The 20,313-nt window shown below is 34.4% G+C and carries 14 protein-coding genes; all 14 read left to right on the top strand.

Annotated features, from left to right (window positions below; all coding sequences use genetic code 11):
• Positions 1-206 precede the first annotated feature (206 nt).
• The 14 genes from QMA06_RS12010 to QMA06_RS12075 all read left to right on the top strand — a co-directional run bounded on the left by QMA06_RS12010 (position 207) and on the right by QMA06_RS12075 (position 20,186).
• Positions 207-4,091: a response regulator gene (locus QMA06_RS12010; protein ID WP_290207105.1), complete on the top strand. Its 3,885-nt coding sequence runs from the start codon at positions 207-209 to the stop codon at positions 4,089-4,091.
• A 278-nt stretch (positions 4,092-4,369) separates the two neighbouring features.
• Positions 4,370-6,148 (top strand): tail fiber domain-containing protein, encoded by a 1,779-nt coding sequence (locus tag QMA06_RS12015; protein WP_290207106.1) that lies wholly within the window; start codon positions 4,370-4,372, stop codon positions 6,146-6,148.
• An 11-nt stretch (positions 6,149-6,159) separates the two neighbouring features.
• A complete protein-coding gene (locus QMA06_RS12020) occupies positions 6,160-7,728 on the top strand; it encodes a tail fiber domain-containing protein (protein ID WP_290207107.1) in 1,569 nt (522 codons plus the stop codon).
• Between the two features lie 10 nt (positions 7,729-7,738).
• Positions 7,739-8,362: a hypothetical protein gene (locus QMA06_RS12025; RefSeq protein WP_290207108.1), complete on the top strand. Its 624-nt coding sequence runs from the start codon at positions 7,739-7,741 to the stop codon at positions 8,360-8,362.
• Between the two features lie 58 nt (positions 8,363-8,420).
• Complete coding sequence (locus QMA06_RS12030; protein ID WP_290207109.1) at positions 8,421-9,680, top strand: hypothetical protein; 1,260 nt, start codon at positions 8,421-8,423, stop codon at positions 9,678-9,680.
• Positions 9,681-9,691: 11 nt separating this feature from the next.
• On the top strand, positions 9,692-11,413 hold the full coding sequence (locus QMA06_RS12035) for an OmpA family protein (protein WP_290207110.1): 1,722 nt from the start codon (positions 9,692-9,694) through the stop codon (positions 11,411-11,413).
• 31 nt (positions 11,414-11,444) lie between these two features.
• The gene (locus QMA06_RS12040) at positions 11,445-12,689 is read left to right on the top strand and encodes a hypothetical protein (protein ID WP_290207111.1); all 1,245 of its coding nucleotides are present in this window, start codon (positions 11,445-11,447) and stop codon (positions 12,687-12,689) included.
• Positions 12,690-13,057: 368 nt separating this feature from the next.
• Positions 13,058-13,621 carry a hypothetical protein gene (locus QMA06_RS12045; RefSeq protein WP_290207112.1) on the top strand — a complete coding sequence of 188 codons (564 nt, stop codon included), beginning with the start codon at positions 13,058-13,060 and terminating at the stop codon, positions 13,619-13,621.
• A gap of 67 nt (positions 13,622-13,688) precedes the next feature.
• The gene (locus QMA06_RS12050; protein ID WP_290207113.1) at positions 13,689-14,381 is read left to right on the top strand and encodes a hypothetical protein; all 693 of its coding nucleotides are present in this window, start codon (positions 13,689-13,691) and stop codon (positions 14,379-14,381) included.
• Between the two features lie 12 nt (positions 14,382-14,393).
• Complete coding sequence (locus QMA06_RS12055; RefSeq protein ID WP_290207114.1) at positions 14,394-15,860, top strand: hypothetical protein; 1,467 nt, start codon at positions 14,394-14,396, stop codon at positions 15,858-15,860.
• Between the two features lie 97 nt (positions 15,861-15,957).
• Positions 15,958-16,551, top strand: coding sequence for a hypothetical protein (locus tag QMA06_RS12060; RefSeq protein ID WP_290207115.1), 594 nt, complete (start codon positions 15,958-15,960; stop codon positions 16,549-16,551).
• A gap of 291 nt (positions 16,552-16,842) precedes the next feature.
• Positions 16,843-18,360 carry a tail fiber domain-containing protein gene (locus QMA06_RS12065; protein WP_290207116.1) on the top strand — a complete coding sequence of 506 codons (1,518 nt, stop codon included), beginning with the start codon at positions 16,843-16,845 and terminating at the stop codon, positions 18,358-18,360.
• A 4-nt stretch (positions 18,361-18,364) separates the two neighbouring features.
• Complete coding sequence (locus QMA06_RS12070; protein ID WP_290207117.1) at positions 18,365-19,402, top strand: hemagglutinin protein; 1,038 nt, start codon at positions 18,365-18,367, stop codon at positions 19,400-19,402.
• Between the two features lie 13 nt (positions 19,403-19,415).
• Positions 19,416-20,186 (top strand): T9SS type A sorting domain-containing protein, encoded by a 771-nt coding sequence (locus QMA06_RS12075; RefSeq protein ID WP_290207118.1) that lies wholly within the window; start codon positions 19,416-19,418, stop codon positions 20,184-20,186.
• Positions 20,187-20,313 lie beyond the last annotated feature (127 nt).

Consider the following 20,313-nt stretch of genomic DNA (forward strand, 5'->3'; position numbering starts at 1 on the left):
CAATTTAAAAAAAGTTTTATGGTCTAATTTTAAACAAAAGATGAACAATAAACACATAAATAAATAAATAGGGCCATCATATATCTAAGGTTATATTCACTAAAATATAACATCACAGCTAACCACCTGTCTTTCAAAATATTGCTTATATTTAAGTTTAAATAGATTAGCTATTTAATAGGTTAATTTGACAGCTTTATTGCTTTATGAAATTATATAACACCATACTTTTCATTCTAGTAAGTTTTGTTTCTATAGCTCAAACAGATGTCACTTTTATTGATAATAATGAATCCATCAATTTTACGTATTTAAAACAAGAATTATCAAATCAATGGGTCTCCTCCGTAATTCAAGATAACGAAGGTTTTATGTGGTTTGCTACGCAAAATGGTCTATACAAATACAATGGATATGAGTTTTTAACGTATAGATTTAATCCTTATGATGATAACTCAATTCCTGCGAATTGGGTACGAAAAATAATTCAAGATAAGAATGGCATATTTTGGTTAGGTACTCAAGGAGAAGGATTAGTAAAGTTTGACCAACGTAAAAATACGTTTGAGAAAATAAGATATAATACGGCTAAAGACATTCAAAATTCTATCGTTTTTTCAACTTTTTCTACCACTAAAAATAATATTTGGGTGGTTGGTGATGACGGACTTTTTAGAAAATCACATAACGCTAATAACTTTGTAAGAATAAGAGAAAAATTCGAAAAAGTATTTTTGAATGAAACTAACAACGGAACTGAGATTGTTGTGCTTAACGATACTATTTATCAGTATAATAATAAAAATAAAAGTCTCGATGTCGTAGTTAAAAATATTGCGCTCAGCAGATTGGCTGTAACAACTAATAACACGCTGATATATAGAAATGAAGGAAAAATTTATAGCAAAAAACTTCATAAAGCTCCAGAGCAGATAAATATTCAAGACTTTATAATCTTAATATCAAATGTGCAAAATGATAAAATTATACTTATTGGAAAAAAACATATTTATAAGTATGATTTTACTAAAAATAGCATTGAAAAATTAAGTTATAATTTGAAAAACTCAGCATTTCTGAACAATGTTAATTCTATATATTTAGATAGTCAAGACATAACGTGGATTGCGACTAGAAATGGAGTGTATAAAGAAAATAAAGCTGGTAACGTTTTTTCTAACAATATAAACTTACATGCAAGACGCATTATTGATGACGGCAAAACACTATATATAGGTGGCATAAATGGGCTACATTATTTCTCTAAAATAAAAGATAATTACGAAACCATAATTAAAGAGAAGCCTATTTTTTCAGTATTAAAAACAGAAAAAGGAATTTGGGCTGGTGATATGTATGGGACATTGTACTTTGTAGATAAGTTTAAAAACATTAAGTCATTTAATTTAAATAAAAACGGAGAAGGATTATTAAAGTTATACGGATTAGTGCAAGACAAGAATGGATTTATTTGGGTTAGCTCTTGGCATGGTTTATATGTAATAAATGACAAGGGTACTGTAAAAAATTTTTTCGAATTCACTAATACGAATTCTAAAGAGTTAAAAGCTATTCAATTACATATAGACAAAAGCGATAATCTTTGGGTATTAACAGTTGGGAATGGATTATTCATAGTACCTAACATATCTGAAATTAGTACAGGTAAAAGTGATTTTAAATATAGACAATACACACATAAAAAAGGAAATGTAAATACGTTAAATTCTAATGTTTTATATGAAATACATGAAGACAATACTGGAGATATATGGATAGGATCAGATTTTGGCATTAATAAATACATACTCGCAAGCGATAACTTTGAAGCTTTAAAAATTGAGAATACTTATTTTGATAAAAAAGTCATGGCAATTCAAACAGATGACGACAAATCTCTTTGGATTAGTACTTTAAGCAGTGGTATAATAGTTTATAATACGAAAAATAAAAAGCTAATAAATTTAAGAGAATCAGATGGTTTAATCTCCGATGCTTGTCTATTTACGTCGAGCGCATTTAATGGAAAAGAACTTTATTTTGGAACTGAACAGGGTATTCAGATAATTAATCCAAAAAATATTATAAATCCAACTATTAATAAAGCTCCGGTCATAACACAAATTAAAATTTTAGGAGAACATCCTTTTCAAAGTCACAGTTCAATTTTGAATGACCAATCCATTTATTTAAATCATAAACAATCTGACTTAAACATAGACTTTGCCTTACAAGATTTTCGATTTCCAGAAAAAATAAATTACTATTATCTATTAGAAAATGGACATAGTGATTGGCGTAAGGCTAAAAACAATACGGTAACCTATACCAATTTAAAACCCGGAAAATACCAATTTAAGGTTAAAGCGTCTTATAAATCCGAATCTGAAACACCAATAGCATATTTATCGCTTATAATATCTTCACCCTGGTATGCCACAACATTGGCTTACATCATTTATATAACAATAATTATAGCTATTCTAACTACATTCTTATACTTAACATATCATCAGAAATTAGCCGTAAATAAATTGAACTTGGCTAAGGAACTTAATCAATTAAAATCTAATTTCTTCACCAATATATCACATGAATTTCGCACCCCGTTAACCTTGATATCGAGCCCTATAGACGATACTTTATCAGATGATTCTATCTCAGAAAATAAACGCCAAAAGTTTATCGTGGCCAAACAAAATTCTGAACGCCTTTTAGAACTGGTCGATCAATTATTGGATTTGTCTAAGATTGATGAAGGTCATTTAAAATTACAAATTCAACAAGGTAATGTACTCCAGCTCATTTCTGCGATAGGTGAATCATTTTCCTATTTAGCAGGACAAAAAAACATTACTTATACGTTTGATATTGATCTAAGTGAAAAAAACGTATGGTTCGACAAAGATGCAGTAGAAAAAATAATAATCAATCTGCTTTCTAACGCTTTTAAATACACCCCAATTAATGGAACCATCTTCTGTAGAGCTTATATTGAAAATAATCAGTTGTTGTTTAAAATTACCAATTCAGGAAAAGGATTAACCGCTTTTGAATTAGATAATATTTTCGAACGTTTTTACCAAACTAATGAACAAAATCAAGGTTCGGGAATAGGTTTGGCTTTAGTTAAAGAATTGGTTGTATTTCATAAAGGTAAAATTGAAGCTAACAGTATACCAAACAAAGTAACTTCCTTTAACCTTAACCTCTCCATAGATAAGAATAGTTTTAAAAATAATGCAGTAATCGTAAATACACAAACAGAGGTTATTAATAAAGTACCAAATTTTCTTAATCCCATAATCGAGGATAGTGAAGAATATAAAGATAGTGATTTACCAATTTTATTAATTGTTGAAGACAATGCTGATTTACGGCATTTATTAAAACAAACCTTTAAAAAAAATTATAACATTCTTACAGCACCAAATGGTAAGATCGGTGTACAGCTAGCTTTAGAACATATTCCAGATCTCATAATCTCAGATATAATGATGCCAGAAAAGGATGGGGTCACACTTACAGAAAACCTCAAAAATGATGAACGCTCTGCCCACATTCCTATTATCTTACTTACGGCAAAAACGGAATTAGAAAGTAAATTTATAGGCATTAATATAGGAGCAGATGATTACATCACCAAACCATTTGATAAACAACTTTTAATTCTTAAAGTTGAAAAGCTTATTGAGTCTAGACGCAAATTACAATTACGATACAGCCAAGAGTTGGCACTATTGCCAAAAGATATTGCCATCACTAATTTAGATGAGATATTTCTCGAAAAAGTCCAAGAGGCATTAGATAATAGTATAGTAGACCCTGCGTTCAATGTCACTGAATTTTCCGAAGCTGTAGGTATGAGTCGTATGCAACTCCATAGAAAACTAAAAGCATTAACGGGGCTTACCGCATCGGAGTTTATTCGTTCTCAGCGTCTCAAGTTGGCTTCACGATTATTAAAAAATTCTGATATTAATATCTCACAAGTTGGTTACTCGGTTGGTTTTAATGACCATTCTTATTTCACTAAATGTTTCAAGGAAACATACAATTGCACACCAACTGAGTTTGCAAAACGAAAATAATATTTAAGTCATTTTCTAATACCTCTCGTATTCCGCATTAATACTAGGATGTTACATTAGTCATAATTCTTGTTACATACCTCATAGTATTCTGGCAATCTTCTATTTAGCTTTGAAGTGTATGAAAAAAAAACGTACATCCTATCAAGGCGAGATCGATTACATCCCTACAAAAACAATCCATCTCAATGTTAACTATTTACGGCCTGGTAAGTATGTTCTAAAAATTATGTATAAAAACAAAGTCATTAAAAAAACCACATTTAAAAAATAAGATTATGAAGACATTATTTACATCTTTCACTATTCTTTTTATCTCAATTTCAAGTTTTGCGCAACAGGGTATTAACTACAAAGCGCTAATTAAAGATGATTTAGGAAATATCCTAGCCGACCAACCTATTGGAGTACAATTTCAAATTCGTGAAGCTGCTGCAGATGGTAGTGCAGTTTATACAGAGGCACATTCAACAACTACAGATGCTAATGGAATTATAATTTTAAACATTGGTACGGGTTCTACTACAGATACATTTAGTGATATTGATTGGAGTGGCAATGAGCATTGGCTTAATCTACAAATCGATATTGTAGGAGGGACTAATTACGCAGACTTGAGTACCACTCAGTTTATGACTGTACCTTATGCTTTAAATGCTGCCAACGCAGCAACCAAAATTGATGAATTGGAAGATGCAAAATCAGATGCTGATGGCTCTTCATTATTTATAGGTGTAAATGCAGGCTTAAATGATGATAGTACCATCAATCGCAATACAGGTATTGGTTTGAATGCGCTATCACTCAATTCCACTGGCTCTAACAATACAGCTGTGGGTGCAAGTGCATTAAGCAAGAACAGCACAGGTTCTAGAAATACAGCAATCGGATCCTTTGCAATGTTAGATAATACCGCTGGGTCTGTTAATACGGCGATTGGCTATGATGCTCTAGGTTTTAACACCACTGGCATTAATAATATTGCTATTGGAGAAAAAGCCTTATATGGTAATATAGAAGGATTTAATAACACAGCAATTGGAACTGGCGCTCTACATCAAAATAAATCAAGCAATAATACAGCCAATGGCTTCAATGCTTTGTATTTGAATTGGGACGGTTATCATAATACAGGGATAGGAGTAGACGCGTTGTACTCAAATTATGACGGGAATAATAATACGGCAGTCGGACATTCGGCATTGCGTGCTAATAATAATGGTGATTCTAATACCGCAATTGGTTTCAGTGCTTTATGGTCTAATGATATTGGGTATGAAAATACAGCTACTGGATATCAGGCACTTTATGATAATACAACAGGAAGTAACAATACAGTTATTGGTAGAAATGCTCTATATAACAATATATCAGGAAATTACAATATTGCCATAGGTAGCAATTCAGGTTTAAATCATACATCAGGAAGCAATAATATTTTTATTGGAAACTTTTCGGGTGCTTCAGTACTAGCAAATAATAACAATAAATTATTTATAAACAATGAAGCATCAGATAACCCCCTTATTTATGGTGAGTTCGATACCAATTTAATCCGTATAGGTGGCTCTTTAAGTATTCAAAATGCATCAGACCCTACTTCAACATGGCGACTCCAAACGCGACCTAATGGGAGTTTGGCATTATATAGAAACAGTAGTTATCGTGGCTATTTTCATGAAACAACGGGTGTTTATTCCTCAATTTCAGATAGAAAAACGAAAAAAGACATCACGGCATTAGAAAATGGCACTCTCGAGAAAGTCATGCAACTCAATCCTGTAAGTTATTTAATGAAAGACCAAAACGATACTAAGCGTAATTTAGGATTAATTTCCCAAGAAGTACAAGACATCTTTCCAAGTATCACAAATTATGTTGAAGAAGCAGACTTAATCACGTTGTCTTACACCGAGTTAATTCCCGTATTGATAAAAGCATTGCAAGAGCAGCAAGAGATTATTGAAGCTCAAAGTGCAAAAGATATTATTCAAGATAAATCTATTGAGGCATTAGTAGCTCGATTAAATATAATGGAATCAAAATCAAGCAATTAAAACATGAAATCATGAAAAAAAATATAATCATATTAATCATCGTACTATTTATTTCAATTTCTAGCTATGCACAAGCTATAGGAGTCGGCATTAATTATAAGGCCGTTATAAAGGATAGCGACGGTAACGTTGTTAGTGAACAACCTATTAGCGTTCGGTTTAGTATACTTGATCGTACTGTGCCAGCTAATATTGTGTATCAAGAAATACATAATACAATGACCACCTCTAATGGTATTATAGTCGTTGTTATTGGAGAAGGTACAATAGAAAATGGTGTGTTTTTCGGTTTGGATTGGGGAGTTGATCTTTACCTATTACAAGTCGATATTGATATTGAGAATGATGGTACTTACGTGTCCTTAGATCCTGAACCATTTAAAAAAGTACCTTACGCATCGTATGCACACGCTGCGTATATTGCCAATGTTGCAGAAATAGCAAATAACGTATCCGGACTGGAAAAAATTACAGAGAGTGGTATTACAGGTTGGCGATTGGTTGGGAGAAATCCATCGAATTATGGTTCTATAGGCAATGGTGCCATAGACTTAAGTTATTCAGACAGAGATGCAATAGAAGAAAGAGGTGCAACAGGTCTTTATTCTACAGCAATAGGATATAATACAAAGGCTTCGGAGTATAATTCCGTGGCTATTGGAAATTTTGCGAATGCTTCAGACACTAATTCAATAGCAATAGGATCAGGTGCAAGCGCTTCTGGAGCAGGCTCAATAGCATTAGGAAGTTACACTTTGGCTTCTGGAAGTTCTTCGACAGCTATAGGTGATAATACGAATGCTTCTGGAACAAATTCAACAGCAATAGGAATTAAGACAACTGCCCAATCCTATGCCGAAACAGCTATAGGCTCATACAATACAAGTTATGTGCCTAGTAATACTTCAAACTGGAATGAGAACGATCGTCTTTTTGTGATTGGAAATGGACAAAGTCCCAGTACCACGAATAACGCCTTAACTATATTAAAAAACGGAAACACAAGTGTTGGAGGAGATAACCCTGAAAGCCTATTAGAAGTAACTCATAGTAACGGTGCACCAATATCAAATCTAAGAAATGCATTAAGTATTCGTAATTCTGATACTAATCACTCTTGGCAATTCTATACAGCAACATATCTCAACCTTTATAAAGATGGAATTTTTAAAGGTTCATGGAATTCAAATAGTGGCGCGTATGTACAAGCCTCAGACAGGCGTGTAAAAAAAGATATCACAGCTTTAGAAAATGGCACACTCAATAAGGTCATGCAACTCAACCCAGTAAGTTATCTCATGAAAGACCAAACCGATACCAAACGCAACTTGGGTCTTATCTCACAGGAAGTTAAGGATGTTTTTCCGAGTATTACCCATTATGTTAAAGATTCAGATTTACTGGCCTTGTCTTATACAGAGTTGATTCCAGTATTAATAAAAGCACTGCAAGAACAACAAGCTATTATTGATGGGCAGAATTCACAAATTGAAACTATGTCTGCGGACAATTCATCTTTAATAGCTACAGTTAGCAACCTTATCTCACGCGTCGAAAAAATAGAAGCAAATAACCAATAAAATCAAAATTATGAAACCATATACATTATTGATAGTCCTCATTATCGCTCTAACATCATGTAAGGAAAGTAATGAAACAAATTCATTAGAACAAAATGAAAAAAATGAAACAGCAACCGCGGAAGTTGTAAAAAAAGAAACAGCCACTAAAAGCAAAAATACAAGCAACGGTACCTTTCTCTGTAAAATAAACGGCAAAGATTGGGCTTACACCAAAGCTTCTGGTATTGTTGATACACATGCAAAAACAAAAAAACGTACGGCAATAATTACGTTTATAAAGAAACTTGATAGAGGGTCAGAAACAGTACAGCTTTTTTACGATGCAGACACCAAAAAATTAGAAAAAGTTAATATTCATTTAAAAGTGCCCAAAAACGATGGTAAAACTATGACAGCAATGTATATATATCACCCTGACACGAATAGTATTCATCCAAATGCTAAAATTTCTGGTACTATAGATTTATCAAACCCAACTAAAGCATCGGGTAATGCAGGGGTTTCAGATTTAGATGCCCGTTTTGAAAAAAATGCAATAGCAAACACTGATGATAAATTAATAACAGTAGAAGGCATAAACTTTACAGGTGTAGGATATTCAGACCTAGACAAAGCTTTTGGTTCCAAATAATTAAAACATAATACTTATGAAATCAAACAAAACTTATATAACAATCGGTCTTTTAATTTTGTGTGCTAACTTTTTATCAGCACAACCTTTTACCCTCGACCCTAAAATTAAACCGACTAAATTAGAACTTACTGCACACCCTAAATATAAAGGCGCAAAGTATATAGAAGGTAGTACAACGTTAATGAAGGACTCTATAAATTATCATTACGTAGAGGGACACGACGTTTTTCAATTTGTGGACATTTTTATTTTTGCTAATGATGCCAAAACGAACTTAAGTGCAGATGTTGTTTTCAACACTTGGAGCAATGTAGAAGAAACGCAAAAAACAGCTACTTCAAAAGACGGTTATATCAACTTTAAGGTTCGAAGCCATCAAGATATTGGATTCACAGTGTCATCAGATGAAGCTATTGACATTCCATATACTATTGTTGTCAATGCAAGTCCAGAGGTCAAAAATTATTTGGGTTCACCCTTTGTTAAGGCCACAGAAAAAAATATGGGTTTAGAAACGCCGGTGGAAAAAACGGACACAGTCCAAACAGCCGAAAGCAACTTGTGGATTTTTATTATCATCGGTGTGCTTTTGTTAGTGGTAGGATTACTAGCGGGAAAACTAATGGGTAGAAAGAAAACCATGCTATTGGTTCTCTTACCGTTTGTATGTGGAATATCATCTGTAGGTTATAGCCAAACTGTCGGTATTGAGCGTGCTAGGCAATCAAATGTAGAAACAGAAGTATTTCATAGACGGGAAAGAAATGCTGTGAACGCAACTATTAATGGACATATTGATTCACAAATAAATACCATCAACAAAGCATTTGAAACTGAGAAGGTTTTGGAAGACTTTGCCAATGCGTATAGAAATTTAGGTTCTTGTTTGGGTTCTGGTACTCCTCCTGGACAGCCGAGGATACCATCCTTTTGCGATGATGAAGAAGACGCCTGTGCCGATTGTTTTAGATCTGCTCGTGCCGAATTTAACAGATGTCGCTATAATTTAGAAAAACTTCAAACCATTTACAACTGTTCCACTGCTTATACAGATGCAGCTGTAGCCTTAGGAGATAACACTTCTGGTTATCATGGAGTAGTAGGCATCGTCTGGCAATCCCAAAGAAGAGGGATTATGAGAAGTATTGAGGAGGTTAATAAAGCTTATGATTTAAAACGTGTTGAAATGTTAGAAAGCTTCCATCAAAGTTTAATGGCTCTAGATGCTTGCGAGCAAGCACATGGTATGGAAGATTGGTATGATAGGTTTGGGGTGATGTTCTACAATTTTGTTGAGATGAGATACCATCGCTAAATATAATTACCATGAAAAAAACAATTCTTCTTATTCTAATTGCTTTTGCAACATATTCCTGTGGAAATAAATCAGGTGACTCTAAAGATGCTGATGCAGATGTGAGTTCTTATTCTAATACGACTTCAGAATCTGAAACCTCAATAAATGATACGGATAAAACTTTAAAAACAAATACTAGTTCAGAATTAAATGACCTTTTCAATATAGGCAAAAGCTTAATTGAAAGTTCAGAAAGCAATGATGAAGTTAATTTCCAACTCGATACCGAAATGTTAATCGATATGTTAGTGCAAAGTGGTGTCTCTCGTGAATCATTGGAAAAACTGATTAACAATCCAGACAGTCTAAAGGTGCTTGCAGAACGAGCAATGAAGGAACAGGGAAATACTATTGCTTATGAGCCTGTGCAAAAAGGAAAGATTTCAAAAGAACAATTGACCTCACAAAAAACACCAACGGGTGTGTCTTTAGAAGAAGCCATTTTAATAGTACAGGCAGAATCTGGACCAGAAGCGACCATGGCAAAACTAAAAAAAATCGATTCATTGGCAGGTACCAATATGATGTCTCAATTGGATCTTACCGAAGCAGGTTATGTGATGGGAGATATAGAACGGAAAAATGAAATCCCGGTAAGTATCGAAGAAAACAAAAAAATCACGGCCTATAGAAATAAGTCCATGCACATGCATAGTGAAAAAGAGTCAAAGGAATTTCTAGCAGAATTAGAGGAAACCGAAAAAGACATTGCTTCAGGTAAATTAAAGGCAAGTCCAAGATTTCAGCGTGCTATTGAAAATCGGAAAAAATCTGTTGTCATTTTCCATAAGGATATTTTGCGAAAATCGGAGGCTGCAAAACAGAAATTCAAAAAACTAAATCCCGATTTGTTTTACGGTGATGAAGTAGGTGTAAGTTATGTAGGTCACCGTAAAACAACAGTGTATTTGCCTTTGGGTCCATTATCTTTTGCAGATGAGGTTGTGAACGTCAACCATCCTAAGTTGTTGACTCAAAATGTCAAAAATGTACTCGGTGAACCCGATGTTATCATTACTTATGACGATGCTACGGGAGATTATAGCCTAGGTCTTGGTGGCACATTGACCATACGTTTTATAGATAATGCATTGGTAGATGTGAACGGTCCGGATTTATATCTGTTTGAGGTTGGGGAAATAGAACCTACAGACCTAGAAATATCCAAGGACGGAAAATCTTGGGTAAAAATAGGAAAGATCGATGGTGGCGTCGCCGAAGTAGATATTGCACCATTCGTAAAACCGAATGAACTCTTTTATTACGTGCGTTTCAAAGACCTAGAGGGGAAAAGTGGAATTCCTGGTGCTGATATTGATGCCGTTGCGGCAATAGGTTCAGCCATGCGCTTAAATTTAGATAGTCAGGTTTTATTTGATTCTGGTAAAAGTGAATTAAAGCCAAAAGGTATGGACGCCCTTAAAGCATTGGTAAATAGTATTATCGTACTCAAAAAAGGAAAGGTCATCGTGGAAGGCCATACGGATGATGTTGGAAGTGAGGCTACCAATCACGCCTTGTCTCTGGCACGTGCCAAAAGTGTATCCAAAGCCTTGAAACAATTAATACCCAGCTCACAATTTAAATGGCAAGAAAAAGGCTATGGAGAATCTAAACCTTTAGTTGATAATGATTCAGATATAAACAGAAGTAAAAACAGGCGTGTGGAAATTTTGGTCGTGCCGAATTAAAGTAAATATTAACAATAAAAATCAAGAAATTATGAAAACAATTTTAAGCATCATTACAGTAATATGCATGACTTTTTCTATTCAGGCAAACGATTCCAACAACCCAAAAATTGACAAGGGTAAAAATTTACGGTCTTATTTTTTTGCAGATATGAGCATATCAAGCATCAAAGCCGATGTTGAAGCCAATGATCGCTCCTATTTTATGACAGGTTCTTTTACGGCAATCAAAGCACCCAATGCAAAACAAGGCGATGTGGCGCATACAGTAGATGTTTCATTTCGAAATGAACTGATCATTTCAAAATCTGGTAATGATTATATCCAAGTCAATGCACAAGCCAAACGAAATGATAATAATTCTAACAATGAATTCAGGATTTATGTGAATCAGGATAACGGAGGGCAAGGGAAGATTGACAAAAGTAATATAAAGGTGAATTGGAAAACGGGCTCTACTGAAGTCGCAAATAAACTAACTAATGTCTCTATAATATATCAAGAGGATAGTATTCTAATCGTTGGTACAACTCAAAAAGGGGGTTACACAATTGGAGTAACTCTTGCTATTGCAAAAGCCCCTGTGGCTTCTAAAGGGTTCACAATTTCTAAAACTCTTTTTACAGGATTCGTCAACGCCTATTTAGGCAATATGGAAATAAAACTCAATAATTATGGAAGTAGGTACCGCGACACTGCCGGAGATATTAGTTGGTTTGTTGAAAATGAGTCTTTTGTTGAACTTGGAGGAAATCGATTCAATTTTAATATTCCTGAATATACAAGAGGTGTGAGAGACAAAAAATACTACATGAACAATATGAATCTCAATAGTGCCATTTCAAGCTTTAATGGTGATCAACTCAATTTGGTTTTGATTTTTGAGGAAGATGGTGCAGAACTCAAGGGAATGTGTTCCAATTGTGCCAAGTTTAGGGAAGATAATGCAGCCCCAGATTATCAACTAGACGATAACCGATGGAACGTGCAGCTTAATGTTGTTCCTTTTAATGGGAGTTTAACCCTTGAGGTAGTAGATGTTAGCTATTTAGGTGACGTGGACGGTGCTGTTTTCGGTGAACTTTTTGAAGGTATTGTTAAAAAGACAGTTATACCTATTATGGAAAGTGAATTCAGAAATGCTTTTAACGACCAACGTGCTGAAATAGCAAGGCAGATTAGAACTTTGGCCGACAGTGCTAATATTGATTTGGCAAGTGTTACAAGTATTACATTTGAAGGAGGCAATATTGTACTACATACCAATAGAAGTTAATTTAAAAGATCAGCTCCATATAATCTTAAAAATTCTCCTCAAGTTTTTATTGAACTCTTAGCCTAATTACATAGAAACCATGAACATTCAAAATTATTGAAAAATATAATTTTAATAGTCACAGTATTCTAAAAGCAGGCAGAACTGTATATAAGTAGGTAACGCCGTGTTTAGCACGTACCAAAAGTGTATCTAAAACCTTGAAACAATTAATTCCCAGAATAAAATTTAAAAAGAAGGAGCAAAACTAGGAAGAATAAACCTTTGACAGGAAAATGATTCAGAAAAAATTAGAATTAAGAATAGGCACGTAGAAATATTGGTCGTGCCACATCAAAACAAACAATAACCATTAAAATTAAGAAATTATGAAAACTATTTTAAGCATTATTACAATATTGTGTATGACTACGTCAATTCATGCAAAAAACTTCAACAACTCAATAATTCACAACGATAAAAATTTACGGTCTTATTTTTTTGCAGATATGAGCCTTGCAAGCATCAAGGCCGATGTTGAAGCTAATAAACGAGCCTATTTTATGACGGGATCGTTTACGGTAATCAAGACACCCAATGCAGAAGAAGCTAATGTGGCGCATACGGTAGACGTTTCATTTCGGAATGAACTGATCATATCAAAATCTGCTAATGACTATATACAAGTCAATGCCAAAGCCACCCGAAATGATAATAATTCTAACAATGAATTCAGGATTTATGTACACCCGGATAATGGAGGCCAAGGAAAGATTGACAAAAACAATATAAAGGTGAACTGGAAAACGGGATCTACCGAAGTCTCTCATAAACTTACTAATGTCTCAATAATTTACCAAGAAGATAGTATTTTGATCGTTGGCACCATGCAAAAAGGGGGTTATACGATGGGAGTAACTCTTGCAATTTCTAAAGACTCAAAACTCATCTAGTTCAAAATATAAAGGGGTTATAATAGTCCCTTTTATTTTTTTGTGCAATGAAAAATAAATACCGGACATGAATTACAAGTATCACATCATTAGTATAGCAATAGTTTGCTTGGGTCAGTTGGTAATGGGTCAAAAGCTACAGCAAGACGAAGCAGAACAACTAAAAAATCTTTTAAACACAACGCTTGCCCCTAATTTTAAATTGGAATTAAAAGGTGATAAAGCTTTTTGTAATATCGACGAGTTAAACAAAATTCTCGATGTAAAGGACAGCTTTCAAATAGCTGAAGATAGTCTACCGATGGAAGCTAAAAAGGAATTATATAAAGGACATTATGGAGGACCTGTGTTTTGGAAGTATAATTTTCAAACCGCTACAAACTCAGATGTGTTATTTAAAACAAATAAATATCAGCAGCTATTCTTTACCATTTCATTTAAAGATCAAGATACTATTGTTATAAGAAGTAGACTAAATGCTTACACCAGTTATCACAGATTATCAGATTCTACACCGCATATAGTGAACTGGACAGGAGATAAATACATAAGTCTTTTACTCACGCCAAAGAAGGTGGATAGCAAAATGGTATTCCAATTAAAAGGCATTACCATAAGTGGGAAGTTTGAAAGGCATGATAAAACAGACCTTGAAAAAAAATATATCAAAGACTTACAGTCCATATTTAAGCGGGAATTTAAAACCTTATTTGAGTCTGAAGAAATGAGTCAATTAATATCAGAGAAAATAAAACATTAAAAATGCATTACAATGAAATCAAAAATCAATAACTACAGAAACAATTATATTAAGCGGAGTAAAGTTTCAGTCGCATTACTAATTGCGATTTTAGTCTCAATATCAAGTTTTGCCCAACAAGGCATTAATTATAAAGCGCTTATTAAAGATGATTTAGGAAATGTAGTTGCCAACCAAGAAATTGAAGTTCGTTTTTTTATATTTAAATCTGGTGGTGGTTTAGAATATAACGAAGATCATTTAACAACTACAGATGCAAATGGCCTAGTTGTTCTTACTATTGGTCAAGGTTCACCTGGGCAGTTCCAAGATTTTACTACTATAAACTGGGGAGAAGATGACTACGTTTTAAGAGTTGGTATTGATTTAGAGTTAGACAGCTCTTTCGTTTATTTTGATGACACTCCATTTAATGCTGTGCCTTATGCCCTTTTAGCGGAAAATGTAAGAAACCAAACATTTAAAAGTGATAATGGTATTACATTTTCAGAAAACACAACTGATGATTTTGTGTTTGGAAGTATGCAACTTGACGATTCCGGCACTTCATTGGGAGATTCCCGTATGTTCTTTAATGTCGGTAAAGGTTCTTTTAGAGCGGGTAGAGCCTTAGATAACGAATGGGATGATCAGAATATTGGTAATCGCTCAGTAGCTTTTGGTCTCAACACAATTGCTGCTGGTTATTATTCTACTGCTTTAGGAAATAGAACAAATGCCGAATCTTACGCTTCTACGGCAATTGGCACCTATAATGTTGGAGGAGGAAATCCTAACGCATGGGTAGATACAGATCCGCTTTTTGAAATTGGCAATGGCACTGCAACTATAAGCACTGAAAGTAGAAGCAATGCCCTTACCGTTCTTAAAAATGGAAAAGTAGGTATTGGCTATGAATCAGAAACACCGACGCAGACTTTGGATGTTAGCGGTAAGCTAAAAGTAGCCAACGATTTTACAGCACCTACACCTGGTACAATCCGTTTTAATGAAACCACTAATGCTTTTGAAGGTTATATTGATGAAATTGGATGGATAACCTTAGGAGAGAAAAAAAGAGAAAAGACTATTGTTATACCTTCATCACAGTTTATTGGCAGAGGTATAGACAATTCTTCTTGGTATGGTAATAATTTTATATATGGCTCAGATACCGATGTAATTGAAGCACCTCTTGTTTTACCAATTAATTCGAGAATATTAAATATAACTTGTGTATTTAAGGATTTTAGCTCAGAGCTAGATTTAACGTTTAGTCTTGTAAAACATTGTGGAGATTCTGGTCAATTTATATCAGATACAATTATAGGTGGTTATGGATTAATTAATTGGAATAGTTCCGATTTTACGACCATTTCTTTTGATGTAGATGAAACCGTTGCATCAACTTGTCAATATCGAATTTTAGCACAATCCCAACCTTCAGAATGGGATGAGATGGTAGTTTATAAAGTATACGTAACATATATTGAAGATTAAAGTACTTTAAAAAAGTGACCATATCATGTGTCATAAATAATAGTAAAAAAAATATAATACAATGAAAAAACAAATCATACTCATCGCTATCATACTGTTGGTAGCCTGTAAATCAGAAACCAATAAAGACACAACAAGTACAAATCAAACCGTTCAAAAAGACAAAAAAAAAGAGGTTAAAATATCCAACACTTCCAGTGCAGATTATAGTAGTTTGTTTGATACCTATACCTGTGATGTTTCTGTATCTGATCTCGCCAAAGTGCTACAAATACCAGAACCTAATATTAGTGCACAAACAAGTAAATCGCCAAACGAATGTCTTTTTAAAATCAACGGATTTGGTGAAGGTCACGATAATACAGGGACAACCTTTCGCTTTATGTCAGTTCCGAGCAGCAAAGGACAGAGCAAAAAAGAAATTGCAAACCTCTTGAAAGATAAAGCAGAGCTACCAAGTGGCGTACTTATGGGCAGAGATATTGTATTGGCAGATGCTGGCGATTGTTATATCACACTTCAGCCACGACGAGGCACAGTGCGTATATTAAACCAAAACTACGACAGCTTCTTTGTGATCACCTATCAAACTAAAGCTTCTGTGCAAGGCAGAACTGAGGAACAACATGAGGCACTGACGAATAAAGTAAAGGATTTAGCTAATTATTTGGTGACAACGCATAAAAAATGACAACCCTAATTTATATCTGTTCAGGAATAATAATATTAATTCTATTAAACTTATTACTATTAAAATTTAGCTGCAATAGGAATAAATAACCAGTAATAGTAAGTCATGTTACATACGTTATATCATTTGTTACAATAGTAATATACCAAATAAAGTATGAATAGTAATTTTATAAAAGTTTTTAATGCAAAATCAGAAACTAATTTTCCCTCTAATAACTATACATAAACACCCTATTATTAATTATTTGGATTTTAAATTATAAATGGATAACCAAAATATTTATGTATTATGAAAACAAAAATTACATTACTCGCATTATTCCTAACCTTTTTAGGATTTACCCAAAACGGCATTAACTATAAAGCTGTTATTAAAGATGAAGGCGGAAACATTGTAGCGAATGAACTCATTCAGGTGCAATTTTCCGTATTAGAAAACGCTACTACTGTTTATACCGAAAGTCACGTACCCACCACTGATGAAAACGGAATTGTTATTGTAAACATAGGTGAAGGAACGCCTATAATGGGTACGTTCGATACAATCGATTGGGCTGCAGATGATCATCTTCTTAACGTTCAGGTAAATATAGGTGGCGGACTAACAGATCTTGGAACCACGCCGTTCAATGCGGTTCCTTATTCGATTTCTGCTGAAAAAGCTTCCGATATGGAGCTTGACGATCTCACCAATGTGACCGGAACACCTTCAAATGGTGAGGTCTTAAAATTTAATGGTGCAAATTGGGTTCCCGGAACCGATGACGGAGTTTGGTCGCTGAATGGTACTGAAGCGTATTATTCAGGAAGAGTGGGTATAGGCGTAACAGATCCTGAAGATTTTGCCCGTTTGCATGTGGGCGGAGACCTCTTTGTTCAAACAAATTTGGGCGAGATGGTATTGGGATTTCCCAATAATGGAAACCAGTGGCAATTTTCCACTTCTGGTTCGGGATCCAGATTGCAGTTGGCTTCAAAACCCAGTGCGAGTAATACGTTTACAAGACACTTTATGTTCGAGCAAGATGGAGAATTTAAAATTGGACAGATTAATACAACAGAAGCATGGATGCACATTCAGAAGAATAGCACCATTAATAAAATGCATCTTCTTTTAGAGGAAGAAGGAAACGATTATGCAAGAATAGGTTTCGAGAATACATCAGTTGCTAATAGCGATTGGCAAATTGCTGCGCTACCTAGTACTAGTACTACTACAGCCAGAGTCAACTTCTATTTCAGAAATGCTGATGGCGCAGGTAATAAAATGACTCTTTTAGGTAATGGGAAACTAGGCGTTAATGGTACCCCTTCATCGCGATTGCACGTCTATCAAGCTGGTCAATCCGTAGGGCTTGGATTAGCATTCAATGATGGAACAGCGAATCAGGACTGGGATATAACCCATGGGTTTGGATTGCGATTTCACTATGGATCTACCTTAAAAGGCTTAATTAGCGCTACAACTGGAGCCTATGTACAAGGATCGGATATTCGATTAAAAGAAAATATTAATGAACTAAATCCAGTACTCGATAAGGTACTTGCCTTGGATACCAAATCGTATACCTATAGAGCAGATACGACAAAGAAAAAGTCAATTGGGGTGATCGCGCAGGAAGTGCAACAGTTGTTTCCGGAAGTAGTGTATTATTCTGAAGTTGACGATACCTACGGTGTAAATTATTCGGCTTTTGGCGTGATTGCTATAAAAGCCATCCAAGAACAGCAAACCAGAATAGAAAACCAACAAAAACAAATAGATGAACTCAAGGCTTTGGTTCAGAGACAACTTAATAAAAATTAATATTATGAGAACACTTTTAATGATTCTAGTTATAATGAGTTTTGCCAATTGGAGTAATGCTCAATCCATAGAAAAATTCAGTATCGATTCTGGTGGAGCATCAGTAACTGCTGGGGGAATCCAAATGCTCTATACAATAGGAGAAGTCAACGTACAAGAATTAAATGCTGGAGGTATTTTAGTATCTGAAGGTTTTATAAATGCAGATCTTAAAATCCGTATTCATCCAAAACTCTTTTTACAAGGGCCTATTCTCAATCCAACAAACGCAGGATTAATGAACGACAATTTACGTGCGTCTGGTTTTATACCAACCACAAGTCCATATACAGATGGGGCCACTTGTAATGCTTCGGTATTTAATGTTACTGGTAATAATGCTATAGTAGATTGGGTGTGGATAGAACTTCGAAATAAAACAAATAATACTTCTGTAATATTTTCACAATCTGCTTTATTACAACGCGATGGAGATGTCGTAGACACTAACGGAACATCTTACATAAATCTTAATGTAGCAGCCGATAATTATTATGTGGTTGTAAATCATAAAAACCATTTGGGTACTATGACTAATACACCAATACCAATGTCACGTTCATCAGATCCTGTGGTGGTTGATTTTACTAATATTACTACAAATACGTATGGTTCGCAAGCAAGAGCAGAACTCACATCTGGCAAGATGGCACTATGGGCTGGTGATGCCAATGGCGATGGTCTGATTAATTTTTCAGGAGACGTGAACCGTGTGTTAGTAGATATTGTGTTGTTTCCGACAAATACAAGTTTTAGTTCAAGCTATGATTTTGTTGATGGCTATCTTCAATCTGATATTTTTCTTGATGGTAATGTATCTTTTTCAAACGAAAACAATCAAATATTACTATCAATTATTCTATTTCCATTGAATACCAGTTTTAGCTCACAGTACAATTTCTTCGAGGAGCAATTACCATCACCTTCGGTCCTAAGAAGTGCGGCTCAACTTAATCGCGATTTTCAAAGATTAGAACAAACCTTAGACATATTAAACAACTAAAAACCAATAAATTATGAAAACAATAATTACAATTTTCGCAATAGCAATTTGCACGACATCTTTATTTGCTCAAAGTGTGACTTTCAGTTTAAATTGGAATTCAGAGAGTTCTTTCTACGAACTATATGTAACAAGAGATACCACAGCAGAAACTCCACCAACCGTTGCTGGCACTGCTTCTGTAACGATCGTTTTCCCCACAGATGGAGTATCAGGAACAAGAACATTGGCACATACTAGCGAAAGTGTTTCCAATTTTAATCCTGCAGGTGTTATCCGAAGTCCTGCAGCTGCTTCTGAAAATGATTTTTACGTATTTAATTCCACAGGTGGTGCTAACTATGTGGGAGTTTTAGAGGCCGATGTAGCAGTGCTCTGGATGACCTTTACGCCATCTGACGGAAACTCTGAGGCACGATTATTTGAAAATGATACCGATCCCGACTCCTCTGGTGAAGGTATGTTAGGAATTAATGCACTCTCCTCTTTTTATGTTATTTCGCTTGCTGGGGCCGTGAACGAATACACCGGTAATACAACACTCAATACTACTTTCAACGAAATGTTAGATGTATCGATCTTTCCAAACCCAGCAACAGACAAAGTATATATTATGTCTAAAAACCCCATAGATAGTGTTGAAATTTACGACGTGTTAGGAAAGCAAGTGAATGTCTTCAGACATAGGAATGAACTTAATATATCCGAATTAAATTCTGGAATTTATCTATTTAAAATTAGGAGTGGTGACCAAATTCTAACAAAAAAAATCGTGGTTGAATAACAATTAATACAGTATCTTTATAAAAAGACTTCGTACAATACCAATCTGTTTTGAGCTTAATCTAAATAACAATATAGTTTATTTAGATTAGGCTCAATTCATAAAATAGAGTCTAACTGTGTTAAAA

This window comes from Winogradskyella bathintestinalis, assembly GCF_030407435.1.
Lineage (GTDB): Bacteria > Bacteroidota > Bacteroidia > Flavobacteriales > Flavobacteriaceae > Winogradskyella > Winogradskyella bathintestinalis.

What these genes read in the sequence shown, in the direction of transcription:
- QMA06_RS12070 (WP_290207117.1), top strand. Translation starts at nt 18,365, where the DNA reads ATGAGAACACTTTTAATGATTCTAGTTATAATGAGTTTTGCCAATTGG.
- QMA06_RS12055 (WP_290207114.1), top strand. Translation starts at nt 14,394, where the DNA reads ATGAAATCAAAAATCAATAACTACAGAAACAATTATATTAAGCGGAGT.
- QMA06_RS12025 (WP_290207108.1), top strand. Translation starts at nt 7,739, where the DNA reads ATGAAACCATATACATTATTGATAGTCCTCATTATCGCTCTAACATCA.
- QMA06_RS12020 (WP_290207107.1), top strand. Translation starts at nt 6,160, where the DNA reads ATGAAAAAAAATATAATCATATTAATCATCGTACTATTTATTTCAATT.
- QMA06_RS12050 (WP_290207113.1), top strand. Translation starts at nt 13,689, where the DNA reads ATGAATTACAAGTATCACATCATTAGTATAGCAATAGTTTGCTTGGGT.
- QMA06_RS12065 (WP_290207116.1), top strand. Translation starts at nt 16,843, where the DNA reads ATGAAAACAAAAATTACATTACTCGCATTATTCCTAACCTTTTTAGGA.
- QMA06_RS12035 (WP_290207110.1), top strand. Translation starts at nt 9,692, where the DNA reads ATGAAAAAAACAATTCTTCTTATTCTAATTGCTTTTGCAACATATTCC.
- QMA06_RS12045 (WP_290207112.1), top strand. Translation starts at nt 13,058, where the DNA reads ATGAAAACTATTTTAAGCATTATTACAATATTGTGTATGACTACGTCA.
- QMA06_RS12015 (WP_290207106.1), top strand. Translation starts at nt 4,370, where the DNA reads ATGAAGACATTATTTACATCTTTCACTATTCTTTTTATCTCAATTTCA.
- QMA06_RS12010 (WP_290207105.1), top strand. Translation starts at nt 207, where the DNA reads ATGAAATTATATAACACCATACTTTTCATTCTAGTAAGTTTTGTTTCT.
- QMA06_RS12040 (WP_290207111.1), top strand. Translation starts at nt 11,445, where the DNA reads ATGAAAACAATTTTAAGCATCATTACAGTAATATGCATGACTTTTTCT.
- QMA06_RS12075 (WP_290207118.1), top strand. Translation starts at nt 19,416, where the DNA reads ATGAAAACAATAATTACAATTTTCGCAATAGCAATTTGCACGACATCT.